The organism is Bacilli bacterium, from assembly GCA_035326105.1.
GTDB lineage: Bacteria > Bacillota_I > Bacilli_A > RFN20 > CAG-826 > UBA7706.
The window spans coordinates 270,540-293,080 of record DAOKYO010000002.1; the positions used below are offsets into that span (position 1 = coordinate 270,540).

Annotated in this window: 25 protein-coding genes and 1 tRNA gene; 20 read left to right on the forward strand and 6 right to left on the reverse strand. The window is 35.8% G+C overall.

What is annotated here, in order from left to right; all coding sequences use genetic code 11:
* The first annotated feature begins 2 nt into the window (after positions 1-2).
* A tRNA-Gly gene (locus PKC96_05500) sits at positions 3-76 on the forward strand.
* 201 nt (positions 77-277) lie between these two features.
* On the opposite strand, the gene PKC96_05505 is transcribed toward PKC96_05500, so the two are convergent.
* Positions 278-649: a hypothetical protein gene (locus PKC96_05505; GenBank protein HMM00780.1), complete on the reverse strand. Its 372-nt coding sequence runs from the start codon at positions 647-649 to the stop codon at positions 278-280.
* 111 nt (positions 650-760) lie between these two features.
* Here PKC96_05505 and PKC96_05510 point away from each other — a divergent pair, with 111 nt between their 5' ends.
* From PKC96_05510 to eno, 19 genes are all read left to right on the forward strand, one after another.
* Positions 761-985 carry a hypothetical protein gene (locus PKC96_05510; protein ID HMM00781.1) on the forward strand — a complete coding sequence of 75 codons (225 nt, stop codon included), beginning with the start codon at positions 761-763 and terminating at the stop codon, positions 983-985.
* A 56-nt stretch (positions 986-1,041) separates the two neighbouring features.
* Positions 1,042-1,230: a hypothetical protein gene (locus PKC96_05515; GenBank protein HMM00782.1), complete on the forward strand. Its 189-nt coding sequence runs from the start codon at positions 1,042-1,044 to the stop codon at positions 1,228-1,230.
* 648 nt (positions 1,231-1,878) lie between these two features.
* Positions 1,879-2,286: a hypothetical protein gene (locus tag PKC96_05520; GenBank protein HMM00783.1), complete on the forward strand. Its 408-nt coding sequence runs from the start codon at positions 1,879-1,881 to the stop codon at positions 2,284-2,286.
* Between the two features lie 20 nt (positions 2,287-2,306).
* A complete protein-coding gene (locus PKC96_05525) occupies positions 2,307-3,968 on the forward strand; it encodes a hypothetical protein (protein HMM00784.1) in 1,662 nt (553 codons plus the stop codon).
* A gap of 1,839 nt (positions 3,969-5,807) precedes the next feature.
* Positions 5,808-6,017, forward strand: coding sequence for a hypothetical protein (locus PKC96_05530; protein HMM00785.1), 210 nt, complete (start codon positions 5,808-5,810; stop codon positions 6,015-6,017).
* Between the two features lie 94 nt (positions 6,018-6,111).
* Positions 6,112-6,321, forward strand: a complete 210-nt coding sequence (locus tag PKC96_05535) for an integrase core domain-containing protein (GenBank protein HMM00786.1) — start codon at positions 6,112-6,114, stop codon at positions 6,319-6,321.
* Positions 6,322-6,535: 214 nt separating this feature from the next.
* Positions 6,536-7,705, forward strand: coding sequence for a DUF4474 domain-containing protein (locus PKC96_05540; GenBank protein ID HMM00787.1), 1,170 nt, complete (start codon positions 6,536-6,538; stop codon positions 7,703-7,705).
* A gap of 36 nt (positions 7,706-7,741) precedes the next feature.
* Positions 7,742-8,266: a DUF5104 domain-containing protein gene (locus PKC96_05545; GenBank protein ID HMM00788.1), complete on the forward strand. Its 525-nt coding sequence runs from the start codon at positions 7,742-7,744 to the stop codon at positions 8,264-8,266.
* Positions 8,267-8,300: 34 nt separating this feature from the next.
* Positions 8,301-8,834, forward strand: a complete 534-nt coding sequence (locus PKC96_05550; GenBank protein ID HMM00789.1) for a DUF5104 domain-containing protein — start codon at positions 8,301-8,303, stop codon at positions 8,832-8,834.
* Positions 8,835-8,859: 25 nt separating this feature from the next.
* Positions 8,860-9,384 carry a DUF5104 domain-containing protein gene (locus PKC96_05555; protein ID HMM00790.1) on the forward strand — a complete coding sequence of 175 codons (525 nt, stop codon included), beginning with the start codon at positions 8,860-8,862 and terminating at the stop codon, positions 9,382-9,384.
* Positions 9,385-9,411: 27 nt separating this feature from the next.
* Entirely contained in the window at positions 9,412-10,134 is a 723-nt protein-coding gene (locus tag PKC96_05560; GenBank protein HMM00791.1) for a trypsin-like peptidase domain-containing protein, read from the forward strand.
* Between the two features lie 99 nt (positions 10,135-10,233).
* Positions 10,234-10,383: a hypothetical protein gene (locus PKC96_05565; protein HMM00792.1), complete on the forward strand. Its 150-nt coding sequence runs from the start codon at positions 10,234-10,236 to the stop codon at positions 10,381-10,383.
* A 295-nt stretch (positions 10,384-10,678) separates the two neighbouring features.
* The gene (locus PKC96_05570; GenBank protein HMM00793.1) at positions 10,679-10,831 is read left to right on the forward strand and encodes a hypothetical protein; all 153 of its coding nucleotides are present in this window, start codon (positions 10,679-10,681) and stop codon (positions 10,829-10,831) included.
* A gap of 261 nt (positions 10,832-11,092) precedes the next feature.
* Complete coding sequence (locus PKC96_05575; GenBank protein HMM00794.1) at positions 11,093-11,695, forward strand: hypothetical protein; 603 nt, start codon at positions 11,093-11,095, stop codon at positions 11,693-11,695.
* A gap of 74 nt (positions 11,696-11,769) precedes the next feature.
* Positions 11,770-14,496 carry a hypothetical protein gene (locus tag PKC96_05580; GenBank protein ID HMM00795.1) on the forward strand — a complete coding sequence of 909 codons (2,727 nt, stop codon included), beginning with the start codon at positions 11,770-11,772 and terminating at the stop codon, positions 14,494-14,496.
* 100 nt (positions 14,497-14,596) lie between these two features.
* Positions 14,597-15,298 (forward strand): ABC transporter ATP-binding protein, encoded by a 702-nt coding sequence (locus PKC96_05585; protein ID HMM00796.1) that lies wholly within the window; start codon positions 14,597-14,599, stop codon positions 15,296-15,298.
* Positions 15,299-15,303: 5 nt separating this feature from the next.
* Complete coding sequence (locus tag PKC96_05590) at positions 15,304-17,754, forward strand: FtsX-like permease family protein (protein ID HMM00797.1); 2,451 nt, start codon at positions 15,304-15,306, stop codon at positions 17,752-17,754.
* A gap of 25 nt (positions 17,755-17,779) precedes the next feature.
* Positions 17,780-18,373, forward strand: a complete 594-nt coding sequence (gene rdgB, locus PKC96_05595) for an RdgB/HAM1 family non-canonical purine NTP pyrophosphatase (GenBank protein HMM00798.1) — start codon at positions 17,780-17,782, stop codon at positions 18,371-18,373.
* A gap of 322 nt (positions 18,374-18,695) precedes the next feature.
* Positions 18,696-19,994 (forward strand): phosphopyruvate hydratase, encoded by a 1,299-nt coding sequence (gene eno / locus PKC96_05600; protein HMM00799.1) that lies wholly within the window; start codon positions 18,696-18,698, stop codon positions 19,992-19,994.
* A 54-nt stretch (positions 19,995-20,048) separates the two neighbouring features.
* Here eno and PKC96_05605 read toward each other — a convergent pair whose 3' ends face one another.
* Genes PKC96_05605 through PKC96_05625 form a run of 5 tightly spaced genes read right to left on the reverse strand, consistent with a single transcriptional unit; the run spans position 20,049 to position 22,462 of the window.
* The gene (locus PKC96_05605; GenBank protein HMM00800.1) at positions 20,049-20,465 is read right to left on the reverse strand and encodes a methylglyoxal synthase; all 417 of its coding nucleotides are present in this window, start codon (positions 20,463-20,465) and stop codon (positions 20,049-20,051) included.
* Between the two features lie 12 nt (positions 20,466-20,477).
* The gene (locus PKC96_05610) at positions 20,478-20,894 is read right to left on the reverse strand and encodes an NUDIX domain-containing protein (protein HMM00801.1); all 417 of its coding nucleotides are present in this window, start codon (positions 20,892-20,894) and stop codon (positions 20,478-20,480) included.
* 2 nt (positions 20,895-20,896) lie between these two features.
* Positions 20,897-21,352, reverse strand: a complete 456-nt coding sequence (locus PKC96_05615) for a GtrA family protein (GenBank protein ID HMM00802.1) — start codon at positions 21,350-21,352, stop codon at positions 20,897-20,899.
* Complete coding sequence (locus tag PKC96_05620; GenBank protein HMM00803.1) at positions 21,318-22,013, reverse strand: 3'-5' exonuclease; 696 nt, start codon at positions 22,011-22,013, stop codon at positions 21,318-21,320. The genes PKC96_05615 and PKC96_05620 overlap by 35 nt, the downstream gene beginning before the upstream one ends.
* The gene (locus PKC96_05625; protein HMM00804.1) at positions 22,013-22,462 is read right to left on the reverse strand and encodes a zinc ribbon domain-containing protein; all 450 of its coding nucleotides are present in this window, start codon (positions 22,460-22,462) and stop codon (positions 22,013-22,015) included. The genes PKC96_05620 and PKC96_05625 overlap by 1 nt, the downstream gene beginning before the upstream one ends.
* Between the last annotated feature and the right edge of the window lie 79 nt (positions 22,463-22,541).

Genomic DNA, 22,541 nt, shown 5'->3' on the forward strand with positions numbered 1-22,541 from the left:
ATGCAGGTGTAGTTCAGTGGTAGAACATCAGCCTTCCAAGCTGATTATGCGGGTTCGATTCCCGTCACCTGCTCCAAATCGCTGTTGATGGCTAAGGTAACCACTACCGAAAAAGCCAGTATCTATCGAGAGAAAACCACTCATCACTGAGTGGTTTTTCTTTGCCATTTTCAATTGTTTGCCCGAATTGGTATTTTCATCCTTCAGATTCCCTCTTTTCTAGTATTCAGTCACGGAAGGACGAACCGCCAAAAACGAGGGTACGGAAGGACGAACCTCACAGACCGATGAAGAGGTGAAAGCGGAGGACGGCCTTCCTGTATCTCTCCACTATTTCCTTATCCCCAGAGAAGAGGATGCTCTCAGGAGAAGGGACATCGCATGTCCTAGAGCCGAATAGAGATGCTCCTAGATAGACATCATTCCCCTTGATGATGCATGACGGGAAGAGTTCCTTGGCAGAATAGATATCAAATGTACTGGTCACTTTCTCAGCCAGATCGAAGATGCGCTTCCCTGAGACATCGACGAGCTTTCTCTTGGCAATGGAAACGAGGAGAGAGGAAATCTCGGAATAGATCGAAAGCTGATCCCTGGGGCTTTTCCCTTCCAGGGACGAATAGAGCTCTGACAGGCGAGCGGAGTCCACCCAGAGCTTGCTCTCTGCGTAGTCCTTAAGGATCTGCTCGACCTCAAGCCCTTCAGTTCCATTTATAATGTTACTAAATCAACCAAAATAGAACAACTAGTTAAAAATACAATGTTTAATATTTCTCTAATTATATTTAATCCTCATTCTGATGTTTTTAATAAAATAGAACACTGTGATAGAAGTGATGTTTTATTGATAGAAAATTTCATTAGTAAAAATAGTAACTTTATTGATTCAAAAGCAGATTTTCTTATCGAGTGGCAAGATTTTTCTAAAAATCCAAAGTACATTAAATTTGTGGAAGGTGCGCAAGTAGGTAATAAAGGGCATTAACATAAAAATTAAGAATAAATTATTATTAAACAATTAAGAAGATATATATTTAAAACATGTTTGTAGATGATCTATTAAGTAATAGCGGTTTTTGGATGCTTAAAGCAGAAAATGATATACTTCTATGGGTAATAGGTATGCAAATAGTGGAAAAATCGTGTAAATCAAAAATTGCGCTAAAATCACCACTTTTAATGGCAAATAAAGAATCGAAAATATTAGAATTAAAACTACAAAAGTATTAATAATTTTATTGTAGAAGCAAAACAAACATATTAAACCTTTATTATTCAAATAGGCAACAGGAGCTCACATTGCTGAGTGCAGTCGACACTAGAGCATTTAAGTTCATTTAGAAATAAACAGTAACTATTAAATCTAGTCAAGACTCAACTTCCAAACATTAGTCCTATTTAGAACATTAGAACCGAACAAGACGATTGGTTCTTTTTTTAATTTGTATGCTCTCAGCCAACCCATAGAAAATAAGTCATGCGGTAAAAATCCATATTGAGTTGGTATAAACACCTACTGCACAAGCAGTGCGAAAAATAGAAGTAGTTTCTCAAACTAATAAGATAAATGAAATGAGAACTGATGATGAGAAAGGACATTTATCCACTGATAACATTTGAAAAAATGATTTATAAAAACGTGATGTACATTTACAAATAAAACAAATATTAGTAGTACGATTACTAGTGCATCAATAGTTCGATTTTTTCGTTTGTGCCGTAATTCTAGACAATAATTACGCTTAATTGATCAGTGATTATAACTATTGTTATTAAAGAATATTCAGATGCAATTGGAAAAGAATTATTTGCCCAAACTTGACTTAACAATTTTTTTTGTAAATAATGTAAAAAGTATATATAAGGGGATAATAGTTTATGATTAAAAATACCACCAAATTACTTTTACTAAGTTTTATTATTTCTTGTCTATTGGGGTGTTCAACTATTAGTGTTTCAGAACAAAGTCCTACTGACAACAAAGTTGACATTCATTTTATTCAATTAGATGCCACTAATTTTTCTACTGTAGGGGGCGGATTTGGCAATACAATTCTTGCGGAAACAATCTTAATATTTGAAAAAGGGCAGAAATTAACACAAGAGGAAATCTTTGGCTTGGAAGATAATAAAGTGTTGAACTATAAGGTTCCACCTCTTATTAACGGATATTTCATGTTTACCTTTTTTTACTATGATCGTTATATAACTAACAATGAGACTCAGCTTACACCAGAAACAATAATCTCTGATCACGAAATTTATTATTTCGGAATCGAAGGTTGATTATTAAAGGGAATATATTTATGAATGTTTTTTTACTTATTGGCTCAATTCTTTTAACAGGAATGTACACACCTCAACAAAAAGATATTAAAAATGAGGTTTTTGCAGATGATTTTTCCAATCAGACTTTGATCGAAAGAAAGAATGATTTGTATTATGAACCAGCCCCAGATGACACCGGCTTGGGTGATCCTAATTTTTCACAAGACTCTAGTTTTTTAGAAACTTATTATCGAAATTTGGCGACCAATAAGCCATCTAATTCTTTTGGGATATGTGGTTACACAGGGATTTCGATGTTGCTGTCCTTTTATGATACGTATTGGAATGATGCAATAATTGATGAAAAGTATGATTCTCCAGTAGCAATTATCGGCGCTAGTTTACAAAATCTTACTGTCGCATCACCAGGCGTTCAGAATGACACTATGCCTTCACAAAATGCAATTATTCAGAAAATAAAACCTGATGATATGACGAGAGATGAGTTTATTGCTTCAAGTGATTTTCCAAGGGCTTTTGAATTTGGCATTATGCAAGAAGTTAAATTATTAATAGATAATGATACATTTCTTGGTAAGTTGTTTTCTATTGCATTAAATAATGGATCAATTAAACCATCACAAACTTATGATTATTATTCTTCTGGTAATCAAAGTTATTTGAATGGAATTGGTGTTAGTTACAATATAGTTGTAAATACTATAAATGATTATTTGCTTAACAACGAAGCAATTGCAAACGTTGTTACACTTAATACAAGCAAACTTCAGCAAGAAACCCCACTAGAAAAAGCGCGTCTTCGAAATGAAATAATTGCGCTAGTTCAATCGGGAAAGCCAGTTCTTGTTGGCGGGAGTCACTATAATGATACTAATAACAATGGAATTAAAGACCCTAACGAGGCCGCAAGTGGGCATCTAGTTGTTGCTTATTGCTACGATGAAGTTAATGACATTTTGTATGGAAATATGGGATGGAATATAAATCAAACAGAGAGAAACATAGATGAATATTTTAATATCAAAATTGCTGATTACTATAGCCTAAATATGAATGCTTTACCTCGCCAGCGAACGAACAATTATTATTCCAGTACTATTAATAAGTTTATTAGTTCATCAGGAGAACAGTTTTCTGAAGAGACAGTTATAAATCAAAGCGATTATGAATTTATTGATTATTATCCGACCGACATAAGGACTGCTGTTTTATATAACACTCATCTTAATGTAGACCATATAGGATTAAGAACACGAAGATTTAGGACTGGTTTCATTCAAAACCAATACGTTGTTCTATCACCAATTAGAGATGGAGTAAAATATGCTTTTATTGAATACAAATTTTCAGTTCCAGTTTTTCAAATTAATGTGGAATTGACACATTGGCGTGAATTTCAAGTTGAGTTGTTAGATAAAAATACTGGTAAGGCTGAGTTACAAGTACAAACAGATGCATATAAAATTAATGCAAAGGGAGATTGGAACAGAAAGCTTGATCTTCTTTCTGATACAACAAATTTGCCAAGAAACAGGGATAATCCAACAACGTATACCGTTAATTTCAATAAACCAGTTTACGGTTTTAGATTTTACGCTGAAGTAAACCAAATGATCAGTACAAATAACAATAATAGAGGAAGAATCTGTATAGGCAAACTAACAGTACACTCTTCGTAGCAAAGTTTTTTAAAAAAATTAGGGCCGATGAAATCAAGTGGGGGGCAAGCTTATTTGATTTCCCACTTTTTTATTTCATAGACCAAACAATTAATCGTCATAATCTGTTAATTACTACAAGTATTATTCAATTCTGCTATCAGGAAGTTTATCAATATTTTTCTGATAAGACAAAAAAGTTATCTTGCATCTTATTCTTATAAAAATTATTTAGATTCTATATTTAAATGTGCCAGTAATTTTTGATTTGAACCTTTCATTACAGAGTAATATGCAATTGAAAATTTTGTTAATACATTAATCGAGAAAATAGCTTTTCAGCTAAAAAAGTTTTAATTTTCACTTTTTTCCCATTTCGACATTTTCGCAGCAGTTGTAATATTTTCGCCTTAAAAAGCCACTTCAGTTAAGGTGAAAAGAGACTCCAAAATAGTCTTAGATTGGTTGATAAAACAACCGAAAATGCACATAAATTAGCCAATTTAGGGCTTTTTTTGTACAAAAAATTAGCCTGACACAAATAAATTCATATTTGTATAGACTCAATATTGAAGTCGATAATGTTTAGAAAAGTATAAACGACAAGGTGTTCAACCTAAAGTACAACTGGATAACTTATATCTGATATAACAGAAACTATCATCTCTTTATAATTCATGAAGTGATTAAAAGATATTTAGATACAGATGTCTATGATTTATTAATTACAGAAGAAACGCATCAATTGATTCTAGGTTATGAGGAAACATGGAAAGAACATGATGAAAAACATCTTGTAGCATCTATAGCCTAACATATCACTCATTTTTTCTTTCTAATTCTGGTCTCACATCATTTACAAACTTACATTTTTAATAAATCCCAACTTAAATGAAATATGTAAAAATTTCACCATATGCCGATTCAGATGAGATTGTTATCCGTTTGCTTTTCTGCTTTTTTATATATTTTAATTTTATCACCCACCGGCTTATGCGTAGAATATTCCATATAGATTCAAAAGATAATTGATCGTGGAATTAAAGCGGGAATGAGAATACGAAAATCTAGCGTTATTCTTGCAAAGTGATCGACAACCGATTCAATCGTTATAAAAAAGAGGGAGTTTAAGGAAAACGCAAGTGGAAATAATAGTTAGATGTTTGTATCGATAATATATTTTCGTTTGTTACCGAAATAATTATGCTGTTGATGCTTAATGTGCTTAAAAATAAAACTAATAATTGTTTCAATCATGGATGCGATATAAGAATAGTAAGGAATTCCTTAGACAAAATTAAGAGCGGGAAAACCAATTTGAAAACCAATAAAAGAAAAGAAAAATCCGGTTTGTCACACAAAATACATCAAAATCAGTTCATTCTAACTTTTTTATAAAAAATAGTTTCAAAAAATGCAAGTTGTTTTCTTATACTTTCCTGAACCCTTTTCCATTACCAAAAAGCATTTTTTTATTACATCTCATTTAGGTAAATAACTAAAATGATTATATATGTATATAAATACAATTAATGCGGATTGGGCGCTTTGCATTTATTCGCATATTTTACAAAATGGAGGACTTATTATGGTTATTCGCAATAATGAAAAAAATAAAGGCCCTTAATGTTGTTTCTTTACAATTGCTGTGAGACTTTTCTTAGAAATAAAAAGAGGTGGTTTACAGTATCTCTGTAAGGCCTGAAATCTTTACAGAAAGGTATACAAATCACCCCTGCAAAGTTTATTGTATTTCCCGTGCGAGGCATAGACTCGTTATTATGCTGTTCTACTTTACAATCAAAAAGATATTCAATTAAGTATGTCACGCGGGAGTGTCCCTTATCCAAAGCTTTTCTAATGCGATGGAATAAAGTGTTTGACAGGACCAAAGAATCACTTCTCGACAAATCACCTCGCCCTCATACTTCTCAGTCCAACAGCCATACCACAGATGAAATCAAGAAAATTGTTGATTTGATGCGACGTAATCCCAAGATTGGACTTCATGAATTGTTTTCCAAGCTAAGACTTTCGATTGGTTATACCCGTCACCCAGTTAGTCTCTAGCGCTGGCTCTTAAGGCAAATGGTTACTACGAGATTGTTAAAATCAAGCAAATCAGACAATCCACCCAATCGACACTTTATGTAGCGAACTAGGCATTGAACACAAACTGATTAGGCCCCGCGCCCCTCGTCACAATGGCAAAATTGAACGCCGCCATCGCAATGACAACAATCGTTTCTATTCAACCCTTAAGTTTTATAACTGCAACGACTTAATCAAACAAATGAAAGCCTACTTTATTAGATCAAACAATATCTGCCGTTCTTCAATCGGGAGGCTCACACCTTTAGAAAAAACCAATTAATCAAGAAAGGAATGATTGCCTAATGATATTATCAAATCACTCTTCTTTTTTTGAAGAATTTGGTCTTACATTGTTTACAACTTTACACAAAAAATGGTTTTTCAATATATGATATTCTAAATGGTAGTGCTTGCAAAAAAATAATAGTAAGTGGTAAAAATGAATCAAGAGGTCTTTACAACTCAATTTAATGAATAGCTAGAAAGAGGATGCGATGAAAAAACACTTTGCATTGGCTTTAGTTTATCTTGCAACAATTTTAACATTTAGTGGTTTTAATGCACATTTTAATGTTGAACAAACACAGCAAACAAGAACAGTTTACTATACTGATAACTATGAACTGGATTCAAGTTTTTTAGAAGAATTCGATGAGCATTCTTTGCAAGTAAAGGATAATAGTTTAGGATTAATTGCCAAGAAATCATTTAATATGTCAATACTTGATGAACTCGACTTGGTTGGACTTGACAACACTGAAGATACGTTTATGGTTCGTTATGAAATAAATTATACTGACGAAGAAAACACAGTACTTTTAAGTGTTATTATCGAAGGTATAGAGGACATTCCAATTTTTGAAACAATACCTGGAATAATAACCCCGAATGCCGCAAACGAACCGGATGTTCTATTTGTAATTGATGATGAGTTATTGTGGCTATCTGACTTGACCGAATCTGGTTTATTTGATGAAAACAATTGGTTTTCTGCACTTGTTAATACGGTAGTGAATGCCGTCTCTACAGCGGCAACAGCAATAGTAAACGCAGTTGCATCCTTATTAAAACCAGCCGTTAGAATTGCCACTACAGTCGCTATTACTATATTGGGACCAGATCTTGCCGCGAGTGTAGGTGCCTGGCTATTGAACATGGGAAAAGACGATCAAGGAATTTATCATGCGTCGTTTGATGGTTGGCAACAGTATTTTGGATACACAGATTTTTATGATACCGTCTTCAATGCTTCAACAAGTATGAGATCAAAAAAATTTCCATTTGATATAAATTCTGATGGTATTGATGATTATATTTTATGGGCTTGGAAAGGTGACTATCTAAACCTTGGCGCTGGAGCAGAACTTGGCATTTATAAACGATGGTCATATAGTGATATAATTTGGATAGTCGATAAAAACTTAGCTATGACTATGACATTACAATTGAATTATAAGAACACAAACATTATCAATTGGGAACCAACGGCAAAACAATGGTGGATCACAGGGTTTAATTACAAGTATCAAAATGTAAAAAGAGATGATTTGAAAGCGTCATTTTCGGTCACTTTTAATAACACATCAATGTTCAATGCTTTCAGTAACAAGTACAAAAATTATGGTTGGGGGTTCGACGGTTTGATTGCCAATTACACCTTTTAGAAATTGAAATGAACGTAAAATATTTAGGAGAAACAAATGAAACATAAATTAGTATCATTTATATATATAGTTTTTACACTGGTCAGTTCGATTTCGTTAGTTGGATGTTTTTCAGTAGATAATGATGAAGAAATTGCACAAGTGAATCTTGAAAGACTAATCACTGCATTAGATTCTGAAAATGCTTTGAATATTAGAGAATTGTTTGCACCAAATGTTTTAGAAAATATTGAAGACTTTGATACTCAAATCCAAAATCTAATTGATTATTATGTAGGTAGTTATGAATCATATGAGGATAGTGGACCAGTAACAAATATTGATAAAAATGGTGATAGAGTGATTAAGTGGCAAGATATGTCAAATGATATAATTACTATCGACAATATATACAGAATCAGTATCAGATGGTATGTAAAAGACTCAAATGATATTGATAATGTTGGAATATGGTCGCTGTATATTATTAAGTTTTCGGATGATAGGAATCCAAACTATTCATATTGGGGTGATGGCATGTGGACAAATGGAATTAATATTGCAAAGGTCTATCAAGATTAGCAATATAATGACTAGGGGTGTTGTAGTAGTGTTTATGAAAAGAAACATATTAAAATATTGTATTACATGTTTACTATTTATTGTATTAGGTTTGACACTGGTTGGGTGTGATTTTGCCTTTTTTGATAATGATAATAAAATAGTTGAAGATAAACTTGATAGTTTACTGAATGCCATTGAGACGGAAAACAAAGATACTATCCATGCTTTATTTGCCCATAATAAAATTAATAACATATCTAATTTTGATGATGATATTGATGAACTGCTTGCATATTATCAAGGGAATCATTCATCATACAGAAATTGGGGATTAGGAACGGATATAGATGTAGATTCTGGAATCACAAAAAAATGGTTCAATATATCTTATGATGTTACAACAACTACGGATGTATATCGCACAGCAATATATTGGTGTGTTCAAGATACGGGCGATGGTGCTAATGTGGGAATATGGTCTTTGTACATCCTAAAACTCAGTGAAGATTCAAATCCCGATTATGCATATCGTGGCGATGGAGAATGGACACCAGGCATTCAAGTTGGTAAACCAAGATCATCGTAAAAACTCATTTAAAAAGGAAACAAAAATGTTTAATTTTATACGTAAAACACTAGTTTTTCTGCTCACAAGTGGTGCCTTATTTTTAGTATCATGTAATTTTGAAAGTGATAGTGAAATATCTGAAGATAATTTAGAAAAACTATTAACTGCTATACAAAGCGAAGATATTAATCAAGTGAAGCAACTTTTTGCTCCCAATATTTCGACTCAAATAGATGATTTTGATTCTAGTGTTGTAGAACTCCTTAACTATTATGATGGAATTTTTGATACATATACAACAGGTGGTTTAGGATCCGAAGTTGACAGAAATTCTGGAGTCGAAAAGAAATGGTTTAACATGTCCTATGATGTTACAACAACCGAGGATATTTATCGTATAGCAATTATTTGGTATGTCAAAGATACTAGTGATTCTGGTAATGTTGGAATTTGGTCTTTATATATTTTAAGATTTTCCGAGGATGAGTATCCTGAAATGGCATATGGTGGAGATGGATTATGGACAAATGGAATACATGTTGGGGTTCCAAATATTGGAAATCAATAACCAATAAATCATAGTTCATAAATGTTTATGAGTAAAAGTAGAATATTAAAAATAATATTGACTATTTCTACAGTAACTTGGGTTGCTTTAGTTTTAGTTTTAATTTATATGTTCTTATGGAAAACGCCAACTTCAAAGGAAGTATTTGAAGCATCTCAAAACTTCGTTGTAGAATTAAAATCCAATACAGGGGAAACACTGGTTACATATGGATCTGCAGTTATCATTGATGGAAATAGAACGTTAGTAACAAATGCACACATGGTCACTTATAAGCAATCTGGATTGTATATTTCATATGAGTATTTCGAAATAAGATTTTCATATGAAGATGAATATAGAGAAGTAAATTTAATCAAATATGATTTAAATTTGGACATTGCTTTTTTACAAATGAATGATATTACGGATATAAAGTTAAAACCATCAACTATTTCAGATAGTTCCAAAATTCATTCTGGTGATATAGTTTATGCGGTTGGAAATGGATTGAATCATGGAATAGGTATAACAAAAGGTATTGTGAGTCTACCACAAGTAAACATAAACTATAATGATTTAGAAAGAAATGTCATACAGTGTGATTTGATTATAAATGACGGAAATAGTGGCGGTGCTCTATTAAATGAATATGGTGAGTTAATTGGAATAACCACCTTTAGAATAAAGGATAGTACTGGAAATCCAGTATATGGCATAGCATTTTCAGTGCCTATAAATGTTGCGATTGCCTATCTTAATACAAATTAGATAAAAATCAATAAATTTTCTTCACGAGTCTTCAGTCTGGGTATCAGATTTAAGAAACTCCTTCGATAAAATCAATGTATCGGAGGAGTTTTTATCGTTATGAATAAAGAAATCAGATTATCAGAGATTAGATTTAATCAAGAAACAGAAGGGATGACTTTAGAAGGTTATCCCATTGTATTTAATATAGAAACACTAATAGGAACGAAAAGCGTGGATTCATTGAAGTCATTGAACCAGCAGCATTAACCTCAACCAATATGAAAGATGTTCCTCTCAAGTATAACCAACAGGATAATATCTTAGTGATTGCACGAACAAGAAATGGATCACTCACGTTACTTGTTGATGATATTGGGCTTAAAGTTTCTGCCAAACTCCTTGAAACAAGCTCAAACAAAGAAATTTATCGAACTGTGGTCGCAGGTCTCTTGGATAAGATAAACTTTGCTTTCACAGTTAAAGATCGGTCATGGGATAGAGAAGTGGTACGATTCCAAAACGTCATATCAAATCTATCGAAAGATTATACGATGTATTGATCGTGAATGCACCAGCTTATGAGGACACATTCGTTTATGCTCGCAGTTTGGACATGGAAATGGAACTTACTGCCTTGGATAAGGAAGAACAAAACGAGAAGTCAATACTGGCAAGAAAACGAATACTAATCAAAGCAAAAAGGAGTATTCAATAATGAATTTAAATCTTAGAATCAAAGAAATCGACAGTCATCTGACTGAGATTAGAAAAGAAACAGAAAGAGTTGACTTAACAATATTGAAAAGGAAGTGGATACACTTACTTTCTTGAACACTTTTCCATTACCAAAAAGCATTGTTTTATTACATCTCATTTAGGTAAATAACTAAAATGATTATATATGTATATAAATACAATTAATGCGGATTGGGCGCTTTGCATTTATTCGCATATTTTACAAAATGGAGGACTTATTATGGTTATTCGCAACAATGGGAAAAAAATAAAGGCTTTTGACGTTTTTGCTCTTGTTTCAGTCGGAGTTTTTGGCGGGATATGTTCAAATTCAATATTGAATTCCCCAGCCAAATTCGTCGTCGGTGCAACCCCTGGGCAAGAGTTTTCTGTGACTTTTAAGAAATCGCAATCCACACTTGAAAGTGGCGCATATTCAGCAAACGCATACACAATATCCTCGCGCTTAGGCCAAAGTAATTACAAAGTTTTTGCTGATATCGTGGTCTCATATACCACCGTTCTTGGAAATGATGTAACACGTTTTAAACAGGATGAAGGTGCTTCAATCACATTTTATATCGATCCCCTTTCACCGGAGAACGATCAAGACGTCAGCAGTTTCCAAAACATAACCTCAGTGGCTATCACCTATGGAACCGCAAATGGGGGATTTATTATTCAAAGTTCTGAAGATGGTTCGGAATGGGTCAATACGAGTGTAGCTTCGGGAACAACATTGGTTGAAATTCCTTCCACTGCGAATAGATATATTAAGTTTATTTCCGATGGTTCCAGTAACACTTACTTTAGTTCCATAACTATCAACTATCAGTGTGAATAAATATCGTCGGTGTTTCTAATATTATTTCATTTATCAAAGATAGGCTTTGATTCGAAAATAAAAGAGGTTACAAAATGAGCAAAAAAAATTTTTCGGTAGTTCTTATAGGACTTATGCTTTTTCTTTCCGGTTGCAATCGGAACTCGACGCTTTCATCTAATAGTTTTGAAAGTAGTCCATCTTCATCTATAGATACGAACTCATCGTTAGAAAGCACTCAATTTAACGATTTTAAAAATAATGTTTTAAACAGTCATAATTACTTCATTCATGTCAATTCTTACCTGGAAGGAACACCTGGTGATGTCTATTCCGATACTTTTATAAACCTCAATAATCAAGCATACTATAGCAACTATTATGGAAACTATAGCGGGATTATTCTTCAGAAAAACCAAGGATATATATACTTTGTTCAAAGCGAGGGAAGCGTCGTTTACAACGGTTTTTATGCCACCAACTATGAAATAGGCATATCCTCGCTATATGACGTAGTCGCAGAAAATTTATTTTTAGCTGATTATCGGCAAGATGAAAACGATGCTTCGCTTTATTATTGCGTCGACCAAGACGTCATTGCTGTAGCCTCAAACTTTTCTGGTTACATTGACTCGGCCTGGTTTATAGCCCCCAGTGAAATAACCGCCCAGATTGAAAATGAAGAATTAATATTTAGCTTTACCTTTCAAGTAGCCTACATCGATAGTGAAACCGGAGAGGAGACTTTTGAAAATGGTTATACGACTCTTACTCTTTATAATCTTGGTCTTGCATCCAATAGTGTTTTAGAGAACTACATCACTAATCCAACACAAACTTTTTCTAATCCCACTTCTTGGAGCAGCAACGATATTAGTCTATTTAATTACTATTACAAGGGAAATATAATCCCTTTTCTTCCTAACGCCAGTTATACATTGTCCCTTAAAAGCAAAGAAACATACAATGGCGTTGATCTTCTTTTAACCGATTATGGATGTGGAAATCAGATTCCCGCTTATACAAGTTTACTAACAAATGTTGGCTTTGTTCAGATGGGAACTAATGTCAATAAATATCAATTAATTGAAGTTGATGAAGAAGACCAAAAAACTACAATTTACACCATTGAAATGGTTTATGTTCATCCAGGCGAAGAGTATGGTCAGCATACAATCGGTCATTATTATCCCAACGGTGTTTTCCAAGCTCTGCTTTCATGTCGAATTATGAATAATGCCGTCGATTCCGTACAAGCATTAAATAATTACTTAATTGCTAATGACATCAGTAATCTTATTCCGCTTGTTCCCTTCGGTAGCGAATGCACTTCCGTTGCCAATTTTGATGACCGAACGGCAAACATGAATCAACTATACGGTGATGGTGATGATTATTTTTTCTACACCAGCACGTCCTTTATCCGCTTCTATATCAGTGATTATCAGTTGGCCAAAAATGCTGCTACAAACTATATTGCTCTATTGGCCACTTTTGGCTATACCGAAGTAACCTCATCAAATGGCATAAAAATGATAGCTAATACAGAGAATAATATTCTTTATGACTCCTTTGTAGCCATTACTGATTTTAGTTATGTAAATGAAAGTAGTTATCTTGGATACATCCAAATGCGTTTTAACATCTACACACCTGATGACTATAACCCTGGTGGCGATAATTATCCCAGAATATCCGTTCAATCAAACGCACATTTACTGAGTTATAGCATTACTGATTTGAATGGAACTCCTCTATCTTCTTATGATGCAAGTATAGACGGTGGTTTCTTTTATGCCTCATTTGTCGTCGAAGAGGGATTCATAGTTTCTAGTTTATCAATTTTGGAAGATAGCAATGCCTCATGTATTTTCGATTCAAGCCAAGGAAGATGGGAGATTAAACCAAGTGCGATTGCATTAGAAAGTGTCACTCTCGTTTTAATTATTGATAATTCTGGTCACCTTTTGAAAGTTGACGACCAAATTATCGGTGCCTCAATTAACTTAATATCGCCCGTAGAAGGCTATGTTCTTGAAGGAGAACAGGTTCGCTTTACGGTGTCCGTAAATGATGCGTTTACTCTAGAGAGTATTTTTATCGTGGAAGATTCCTCGATAAATATTATTAAAAATCCTTTTGGCAATAATAGTTATTACTTCATTATGCCCAATCATAGCGCAACTATTTCCGCTCATCTATCCAATGAAAACGGAAGTGATATTACCTTATCATCGATATCGCTTTTTGATATGCAAACTTCATTTGACTTAGGCGATGTTTATTCGTTTGAAGGAGAGGTAATCGCCCATTATAGTGATGGTTCAGAAAGAAATGTCACCCATCTTGTAACTTTCTCTGGTTATGAGATGAGTGAAGCCGGAAATCAAATCGTTATTGTCAGTTATACGGAAGGCGGAATAACCCGGACCGCATCCTACAATATTAATGTTGTCGACAACAACCTTCCACCTATAAATAATGAACTGACAGGTTCTTATTCCTTAACAACCAGGATTGGCGGTGTTGACACCACCTTTACGATTTCTTTTGAGGAAGAAGGAAGCGGTACTTTTGTTCGAAGCAGTGCAAACGGAATATATACAATCTACTTTACCTATGTAAAAACAAATGACACGATTACTATAACCTTATCCTCTGGAAGCGATGGCTTCAGTAACTTTGGAACTTATCGCCCCTTTGCCAGCGACATGGAAGGGACGACAAATGCCACCCTAATTTTAGTCAGTGACAACACTTTATCCATAACCCTATATAGTGTCAGTGGAAGCGGTGCTAACATTAAAATATTTTATAATTAGCCGTCTCTTTGTTTTTTTAATTTTATAATTACCGCGGACATTGATTTCAAAAATCGTGTGCCAAAGGACATTTGAATATATAATATAAAAGGGTGTTTTTATGGCATACATATCTTTTATTGAAGTCGACAAAATATATCACATGGGTGAAGTCAATATTAAAGCCCTTGATAAGGCGTCTTTTACAATTGAAAAGGGAGAATTAATTGTTATTCTTGGACCGAGTGGGGCGGGAAAAACCACTTGTCTCAATATTTTGGGAGGCATGGACTCGGTTACCGCAGGGAAGGTTATAGTCGATGGCAAAGAAATTTCAAAACTTAATGAGAAGGAACTAATCAATTATCGCCGGAATAATATCGGTTTTGTTTTTCAGTTTTACAATCTTATTCAAAATTTAACCGCAGTCGAAAATGTCGAACTGGCGGTTCAACTATGCAAAGATTCACTTGATCCCAAACTGGTTTTGGATAAAGTCGGTCTCGAAGACCGTATTAACAATTTTCCTTCGCAACTTTCGGGCGGCGAGCAGCAACGGGTTGCCATCGCCCGCGCGCTTGCCAAAAATCCAAAACTTCTGCTCTGCGATGAGCCCACCGGAGCCCTTGACTACAAAACCGGTAAACAAATTCTTCAACTGCTGGAAGACACTTGCCGGAAAGAGAAAATGACTGTGCTTATTATCACCCATAATGGAGCGGTTGCTCCGATGGCTGACCGCATTATAAAATTCAAAAATGGTGGTGTCGAAAAAATAATCGTTAACGAACACCCGGCCCCGATTGAATCAATTGAATGGTAAAGCTTATGGGAAAGAATCGCTTACTCACTTCAACTAAACGCGAAATTTTCTCCTCTTTTCGCCGTTTCATCTCGCTATTAATCATGAGTTTACTCGGGGTGGGAACCTTTGTCGGATTAAAGGCCACTAGCCCGGATATGCTCACTTCGTTGGATAATTTTTTTGACCAACACCAGACCTACGATCTTCATCTTCAAGCCACCTACGGGTTTAACGATGAGTCTGTTTTACTATTAAAAGCCCTACCTGAAATCGACAATGTTGAGGGAAGCAAGTATTATGACGGCCTTTCGCTAATTAATGAAAAGCAATTTGTTATCCGAACTATTTCGCTACCGGAAGAAATTAATAACCTTGATTTGATTGCTGGGCGATTGCCGGAAAACGAGAATGAGATTGTTATTGAAAAACGTTATTTAACGGATAATAATTTACTGCTCGGCGACTCCATTACGCTTGATAACGAGCAGAGTATTTTAAAAAATAGTGATTTTATAATCGTGGGGGAAGTCATGTCTCCTCTTTATATTGGAACTGCTCTAGGAAGCGGCTCCCGTGGCAACACCAATGTTGGTGCAGGTATCGTCAACTATTACTCATTTATTGCTAAAAACAATTTTAACTATTCTACTTATACTGATCTATATATGACTGTCGATAAAGCAAAACAAAAAGTTACATCAAGTTCTGCTTATCTTGACTTGATTGCAAAAGCCAAAAATTCGGTTTTGCAAATTTTGGATCAATCGACGGAAAACCACTCATCGGCTGTAAATGAATCGACGATTGACAACACGAATACCTTTTCAAATAACATCATAAAAATATATGATCGGGAAGATGATGCCACTTATAGTGACTACATCGGCTCCAGCCGAAGCATCGATAATCTTTCTAAGGTTTTTCCAACTGTTTTCTATATTGTCGCCATTCTTATTAGTTTAATTTCGATGGCACGGATGGTTGAAGACAATCGCTTAGAAATCGGAACTTTAAAGTCGCTGGGTTTTTCTAACGCCCACATTATGGGAAAATATGTCACATATAGCGGGTTGGCAACTCTATTGGGGGGATTAATCGGATCAACTCTCGGTTTTTACATTATCCCCTTACTAATTTGGAATATTTATACAATTATTTTTTCCATTCCTCACTTCGTTTTTACCTACCAAATGACCTATGTCGGCATGGGCATAGCCATCGCTTTAGCGTGTATCGTTGGCTCCTCCATTTATTCGGTCGGCAAAACAATCCGGGAAAACCCATCGCAGTTAATGCGCCCCAAAGCCCCCAAACCAGGAAAGCGTATTTTTTTAGAAAAACTGCCCTTTATTTGGAAGCATTTAAAGTTTTCAAACAAAATTACCATACGTAATATCGGCCGCTATAAGAAAAGGGTTGTCGCCACGATAATTGGTATCATGGGATGTACAGCCCTAATGCTATCGGGATTTGGACTTCGCGATGCCATCATCGATATCGCTAGCACCAACTATGGTCAAATATTTACCTATGATCAGGTCGTTTTGGTTCAAAGTGGCATTAGTGACGAAGAACTCAACCAAACTTTTTCTGATCCGGCGATTACTGATTTTTTACCTGTCGATATGGTGCCTGCTACTGTTGATGACTATGAAGTTAACGTTTTTGTTCCCAGCACTGATTTGGCAACTATGGTAAATCTACGCGATGTTGATACGAAAAATACTATTTTTCTTCAAAATAATGCGGTGGTTATCACCGACAAGTTAGCCGCCCTAGCAAAGATAAGTGCGGGTAATGAGATATCCATCGTTGACACGAATAATGTTGCCCATACCTTAAAAGTTTCCGCCATTGCCGAAAATTACGTTGGCCATTTGATTTATATGAATAAGGCAACTTTTGAAAGCAACTTTACGGCTTTTAGCGCCAATACCATTTACGTAAAAACGCTTCCTTTATCGAGTGAAGCTCAATCCGAATTGGCGCTGTCGCTTTTAGCCCATAGTAAAGTGATGACGGTTACTTCTATCAGTTCCTTAATTAAGTCCGTGGAAAACACTTTGCAATCCCTTAATAATGTTGTCCTTATTTTGCTCATTCTTTCCGCAATGCTGTCATTTGTTGTCATGTTTAACCTTACAAATATCAATATCAGTGAGAGAAAACGCGAACTGGCTACGTTGAAAGTGCTGGGCTTTAACAATCGGGAAGTAGATAACTATATCAATAAAGAACTAATTCTCTTGACCCTAGGGGGAATTGCTCTTGGACTGGTGATGGGCTACTTTTTAACTGATCTTATTGTCAATACGGTGGAAATCGAGCGCATCCGTTTCATTCATCACATAAAACCACTTAGTTTTATTTACTCGGGACTGATGTCGGTAATCTTTGCCATCATCGTAATTTTTATCGCTCATCACATCTTAAAAAAAATCAATATGATTGAGTCCTTGAAAAGCGTAGAATAGGAATGTGAAGTCGAGGAATAACTCAATGAAAAAAATTGTTTTGGCTACCGGTAACAAAAACAAAATAAAAGAATACCAAAATCTTTTTTCGAGTTTGGAATATGAGTTTATTTCCTCTGAAGACATCGGACTCTCCTTAGATGCCGTGATTGAGGATGGACTGGATTTTAAGCAGAATGCGCTTATAAAAGCCCGCGCCATCGCTTCTCAAGTTGACTATCCGGTTATCGCCGATGATTCCGGTATTACCGTTAATGCGCTTTACGGTTTCCCTGGTATCTTTTCCCATCGCTTTATGGAAAATTATTCGTATCGCGAGAAAAACCGGGTCATAATGCATATGCTGGAGGACTGCAGTGATCGCCGCGCCGCATTTCATTGTGCGATAGCGCTTGTTTACGCGGACAGAGAGTTTGTTTTTGAAGGGGTTGCTAAAGGTGAAATTACCCACCATGAATCTGGCGGTGACGGCTTCGGATATGACCCGATTTTTTTCTCTTACCAACTGAATAAAACCTTTGCTGAAGCCTCATTAAATGAAAAAAACGCTTTTTCTCATCGAGCAAAAGCATCCAAAAAACTCTTTGAATTTCTCAAAAAAAATAAAGATATTATCTAAAAGAAGTGCTGTTTCCCGTTAAAAACAGAATTAAATAAACGACAAATAGTATGCCGAAGAAAACAAATATCCAAAACCGAATGTCGTTTTTAAGATGCTTCATAAATTTCACGTTGTAAATTATATACAAGATTATTAATTATGCAAATATTATATGTTTCGGTATTTTTATATCTATTATTTTTACCCATGCATATGCGAAGTTTTTCTAATGTAAATTTTAATCAATTACCTAGTTATTTATGCGTAATTAACGTGCCATTGATTAAAATTCATTGTATAATGGTATCGCATTAAATAACTACATTAGGAGGTAAATTGAATGCCAGTTATTGCTAGTGTCTATGCACGCGAAGTTATTGATAGCCGTGGTAATCCAACGGTTGAAGTTGAAGTTGTCACGGAAAGTGGTGCCTTTGGTCGGGCGATTGTCCCCAGTGGCGCGAGTACCGGTGAACGGGAAGCTCTTGAATTACGAGATGGTGACAAGGCTCGTTTCTTAGGAAAAGGTGTCCTTAAAGCAGTAAAAAATGTAAATGATGTCATCGCTCCGGAAATTGTCGGCATGCTAGTTGATGATCAGATTGGTATCGACAAGAAAATGATTGAACTTGATGGTACGGAATATAAATCTAAATTGGGGGCTAATGCAATGCTCGGGGTTTCACTCGCAGTTGCCAGGGCGGCCGCCGATTATTACGGAATGCCTTTATACCGCTATCTTGGCGGACCGAACTCTAAAAAACTTCCGGTCCCAATGATGAACGTTTTAAATGGTGGTGTTCACGCCGATAGTTCCGTTGATTTCCAAGAATTTATGATTATGCCCGTCGGTGCTCCTTCATTAAAGGAAGCCGTTCGGTGGGGAGCTGAAACCTTTAATGCTTTACGGAAAATTCTTAAAGATCGGGGCGATGTTACTTCGGTTGGCGATGAGGGCGGATTTGCTCCTCGGGGTTTAACTAGTAATGAAGAACCGCTTCAACTTCTTGTGGAAGCAATTAAAAAAGCTGGATTTGTTCCTGGAAAAGATATCTTTATTGCCATGGATCCAGCTTCAAGTGAATTCTATGACGCCGAAGAAAAGGTTTATAACTTAAAGCGGTCTGGCCAAGGAAAGAAAACCACTGACGAGATGGTTGATATGTATGCCGACTTTGCCGAAAAGTATCCAATAATTTCTTTGGAAGATGGACTGGCTGAGAGCGATTGGGAAGGATGGAAGAAGCTTACCGACCGTCTGGGCAAGAAGATTCAACTCGTGGGTGATGATTTGTTCGTTACCAATCCGAAAATTATTGCTGAAGGAATTAAAAAAGGCGTTGCCAACTCAGTTTTAATCAAACTAAATCAAATTGGCACGTTAACCGAAACCCTTGATGCAATGGAAAAAGCCATGCGGGCCGGTTATACATGTGTTGTTTCCCATCGTTCAGGTGAAACTGAAGATACAACGATTGCTGATCTTGCCGTGGCTTTAAATGCCGGTCAAATTAAAACCGGTTCATTATCAAGAACCGATCGGATTGCTAAATACAATCAATTAATTCGTATCGAAGACGAACTTGATGATGAAGCCATCTATCCAGGAATGAGTGCTTTCTATAACATTCATAAGTAATTACAATTATCTATAAAAAAAATAGAGGTGTTGAGCCTCTATTTTTTTATGTCATTACTTATGAGAACTGCGATCTTGCGGAATGGTTTTTTGGCAGATTATTTCCTGCCGAGATAAAGCCGTAAGCATAATTTCTGCACTAGCCATATTGGTTGCCAAAGGAATATTAATCACATCACAAAGGCGAAGAAGAGCCGAAACATCGGGTTCGTGCGGCTGCGCCGTCAAGGGATCACGTAAAAATAAAACTAAGTCCAATTGAGCATCGGCAATCATCGAGCCAATTTGCTGATCTCCTCCGAGTGGCCCCGATTTCATACAATGAACCTTTAGTCCAGTTTGCTCCATCACCAATTGACCGGTCGTGCCCGTGGCATACAATTCATGTTGCGCCAAGGTCGTGCGATATTTCATCGCTAAACCCATCATCGCTATTTTTTTCTTGTCGTGGGCAATTAAGGCAATACGCATATTAATCTCCTTTTATATGTTCGGGCGAAAACTTAATCCTTGAAAAAGAATGTCCGTTAGCACCGAAAAATCATTACTTAATGGATATTTTTTTATCTCATCCATCGTTAGCCAAATAACTTGCCCCTCATTTGAAGAGTTTAATTCCCCCTCGTACTTATCGGTACGATATAAAAGCGTTAAATCCCGTCGATGAAGACCAAAAGTTGTCCAAGAGTAGACCCCAACCAACTCGGGATGGGAAATCTTCAATCCCGTTTCTTCGTACACTTCGCGCTTGATTGCATCCTCTAAGTCCTCTTTTTCTTCAACATGACCACCGGGGAGCGTCAAACCGGGCCAATCTTTTTTCGTTCGCAAAAGAAAGAGGGCTCTTCCGCTGCTATCATCATATACCAAGCACATATTTGTGAGAATGATTTCTTCCATAGTTATGACTCCTGTTCATCGGCTAGAAGTGAGTTTTTATCTTGCTGATGACGAAAAACCACATATTTATCATAGAAGAACTCCGTTATGAAATTTATCGCCATTGTCATCGCCAAGATAACATAATAGTCCCACCCTAGAGTATCCAGTTCATATCCCCACCAGGTGGATAAGGGAGTGAAAACCGCATAAAATAGAATAACTAAAACCATTGAAAGCGGAACATTGGAGCTGTCTTTGAAGGTAAAACGCCGATTAAAAGTAAAATTCCATAAAACGGATAATAGCAGTGAAATAAGATAACATGGCCAATAACTCCAGGGCGTGATAATATCCAGTAGCGCAAAACTCGATGCTTGAATCACTCCCGCACTAATCGAAAAGAGCAAAAACTTAATAAATTGAATCCAGGATTTTCTGTTACTATTTGTTTGCATATAACGGAATTGAATTAGCATTTTGTGGGCAACTGATCACTTTTTGAAAAGTCGCCATCGGAGTATATTTGGGATTGAATCCAAATAAATTGATATATCGGCTGATATCATTTTTTTCATCGGCCATCGCCAGTAAAACGGCGAGCGCAGCTTTGGCGTCATCACTTGCCCGATGCGAATTGATAACTTTGTCTTCAAGTTGATAATGGGCAATGGCGTCCTTCAATTTATGCGGGTATTCGGCCCGATCCTTATAGATGGTTAGAACATCTAAAAAATCGATTGGTAAACTTTCAAAATCAACTAAAAAACGGGCAAACAGGCTCCGCACAAAAGCCATATCAAAAGCGGCATTATAAGCAATGAAGAGAATGTTTTTGTCTTCGGATGGCGTTAAAATAGCGTAAAGTTTCTTGGCCGCCTCGCTCATAAAAATGCCTTTTTTTAATAAGTCTTCATCGGTGATCCCCGTCAATTTTACGATTTCCGGGGATAGGGTTTCTTCCGGCGGGAGTTTAATTAGCTCGTTTAATTCTTGAACAAAAACAAGTTCATTATCAAGGACTTTATATCTGACCACACCTAACTCAATAATCTGGTTTTGTGTAAAATCTAAACCCGTGGTCTCGGTATCAAGGGTAATTATTTCTTGATAGTCGTTAAAAATATCCTTAAATTTCATCAGCGAACCTTCTTTCCGCAAACCGGACAAAAAACATCGTCATCATCTAATTTATGTCCGCAGTTGTCACAGAATCCATAATTTTTGGGATCAACTTCCTTTCGCTCATTGTTAAGCGAATCAATTCCCTCCATCACCGAACGAGATACCGTCTTAATCGCCGGAGAAAAAGCTTCCGCTCCCTCATTGATTACCGGAGCCGAGGCGCTCGCAGAGTAAGCCATCAATGGTCTTTGTAGAAGTAGACCTCCGATTCCAAACGGAACTAGAAACGAAAATATCGCCCCCAAAAAGATAAGAAAAATGCCGATAAAATCGAAATTTATAACATTGATAATTCCAAAAATGACCAATGGAAGACCGACAAGAAAGGAAACAATAAGAATAATAATCAAGCGTTTGCGATATTTTTTATACTGTTCTTCACTGACAAATTTTTTCTGTTCCATAATATCTCCCTATATTTTTATATTCTATCACGAAATAACATTTTTATTTAGACCAATCGTCGGCTTTTATTTCTGCTTT

Excerpts from the sequence above, each read along its gene's own strand:
- PKC96_05510 (HMM00781.1), top strand. The coding sequence starts at position 761 with ATGTTTAATATTTCTCTAATTATATTTAATCCTCATTCTGATGTTTTT.
- PKC96_05515 (HMM00782.1), top strand. The coding sequence starts at position 1,042 with ATGTTTGTAGATGATCTATTAAGTAATAGCGGTTTTTGGATGCTTAAA.
- PKC96_05520 (HMM00783.1), top strand. The coding sequence starts at position 1,879 with ATGATTAAAAATACCACCAAATTACTTTTACTAAGTTTTATTATTTCT.
- PKC96_05525 (HMM00784.1), top strand. The coding sequence starts at position 2,307 with ATGAATGTTTTTTTACTTATTGGCTCAATTCTTTTAACAGGAATGTAC.
- PKC96_05530 (HMM00785.1), top strand. The coding sequence starts at position 5,808 with ATGCGATGGAATAAAGTGTTTGACAGGACCAAAGAATCACTTCTCGAC.
- PKC96_05540 (HMM00787.1), top strand. The coding sequence starts at position 6,536 with ATGAAAAAACACTTTGCATTGGCTTTAGTTTATCTTGCAACAATTTTA.
- PKC96_05545 (HMM00788.1), top strand. The coding sequence starts at position 7,742 with ATGAAACATAAATTAGTATCATTTATATATATAGTTTTTACACTGGTC.
- PKC96_05550 (HMM00789.1), top strand. The coding sequence starts at position 8,301 with ATGAAAAGAAACATATTAAAATATTGTATTACATGTTTACTATTTATT.
- PKC96_05555 (HMM00790.1), top strand. The coding sequence starts at position 8,860 with ATGTTTAATTTTATACGTAAAACACTAGTTTTTCTGCTCACAAGTGGT.
- PKC96_05560 (HMM00791.1), top strand. The coding sequence starts at position 9,412 with ATGAGTAAAAGTAGAATATTAAAAATAATATTGACTATTTCTACAGTA.
- PKC96_05565 (HMM00792.1), top strand. The coding sequence starts at position 10,234 with ATGAATAAAGAAATCAGATTATCAGAGATTAGATTTAATCAAGAAACA.
- PKC96_05575 (HMM00794.1), top strand. The coding sequence starts at position 11,093 with ATGGTTATTCGCAACAATGGGAAAAAAATAAAGGCTTTTGACGTTTTT.
- PKC96_05580 (HMM00795.1), top strand. The coding sequence starts at position 11,770 with ATGAGCAAAAAAAATTTTTCGGTAGTTCTTATAGGACTTATGCTTTTT.
- PKC96_05585 (HMM00796.1), top strand. The coding sequence starts at position 14,597 with ATGGCATACATATCTTTTATTGAAGTCGACAAAATATATCACATGGGT.
- PKC96_05590 (HMM00797.1), top strand. The coding sequence starts at position 15,304 with ATGGGAAAGAATCGCTTACTCACTTCAACTAAACGCGAAATTTTCTCC.
- rdgB (HMM00798.1), top strand. The coding sequence starts at position 17,780 with ATGAAAAAAATTGTTTTGGCTACCGGTAACAAAAACAAAATAAAAGAA.
- eno (HMM00799.1), top strand. The coding sequence starts at position 18,696 with ATGCCAGTTATTGCTAGTGTCTATGCACGCGAAGTTATTGATAGCCGT.
- PKC96_05605 (HMM00800.1), bottom strand. The coding sequence starts at position 20,465 with ATGCGTATTGCCTTAATTGCCCACGACAAGAAAAAAATAGCGATGATG.
- PKC96_05610 (HMM00801.1), bottom strand. The coding sequence starts at position 20,894 with ATGGAAGAAATCATTCTCACAAATATGTGCTTGGTATATGATGATAGC.
- PKC96_05615 (HMM00802.1), bottom strand. The coding sequence starts at position 21,352 with ATGCTAATTCAATTCCGTTATATGCAAACAAATAGTAACAGAAAATCC.
- PKC96_05620 (HMM00803.1), bottom strand. The coding sequence starts at position 22,013 with ATGAAATTTAAGGATATTTTTAACGACTATCAAGAAATAATTACCCTT.
- PKC96_05625 (HMM00804.1), bottom strand. The coding sequence starts at position 22,462 with ATGGAACAGAAAAAATTTGTCAGTGAAGAACAGTATAAAAAATATCGC.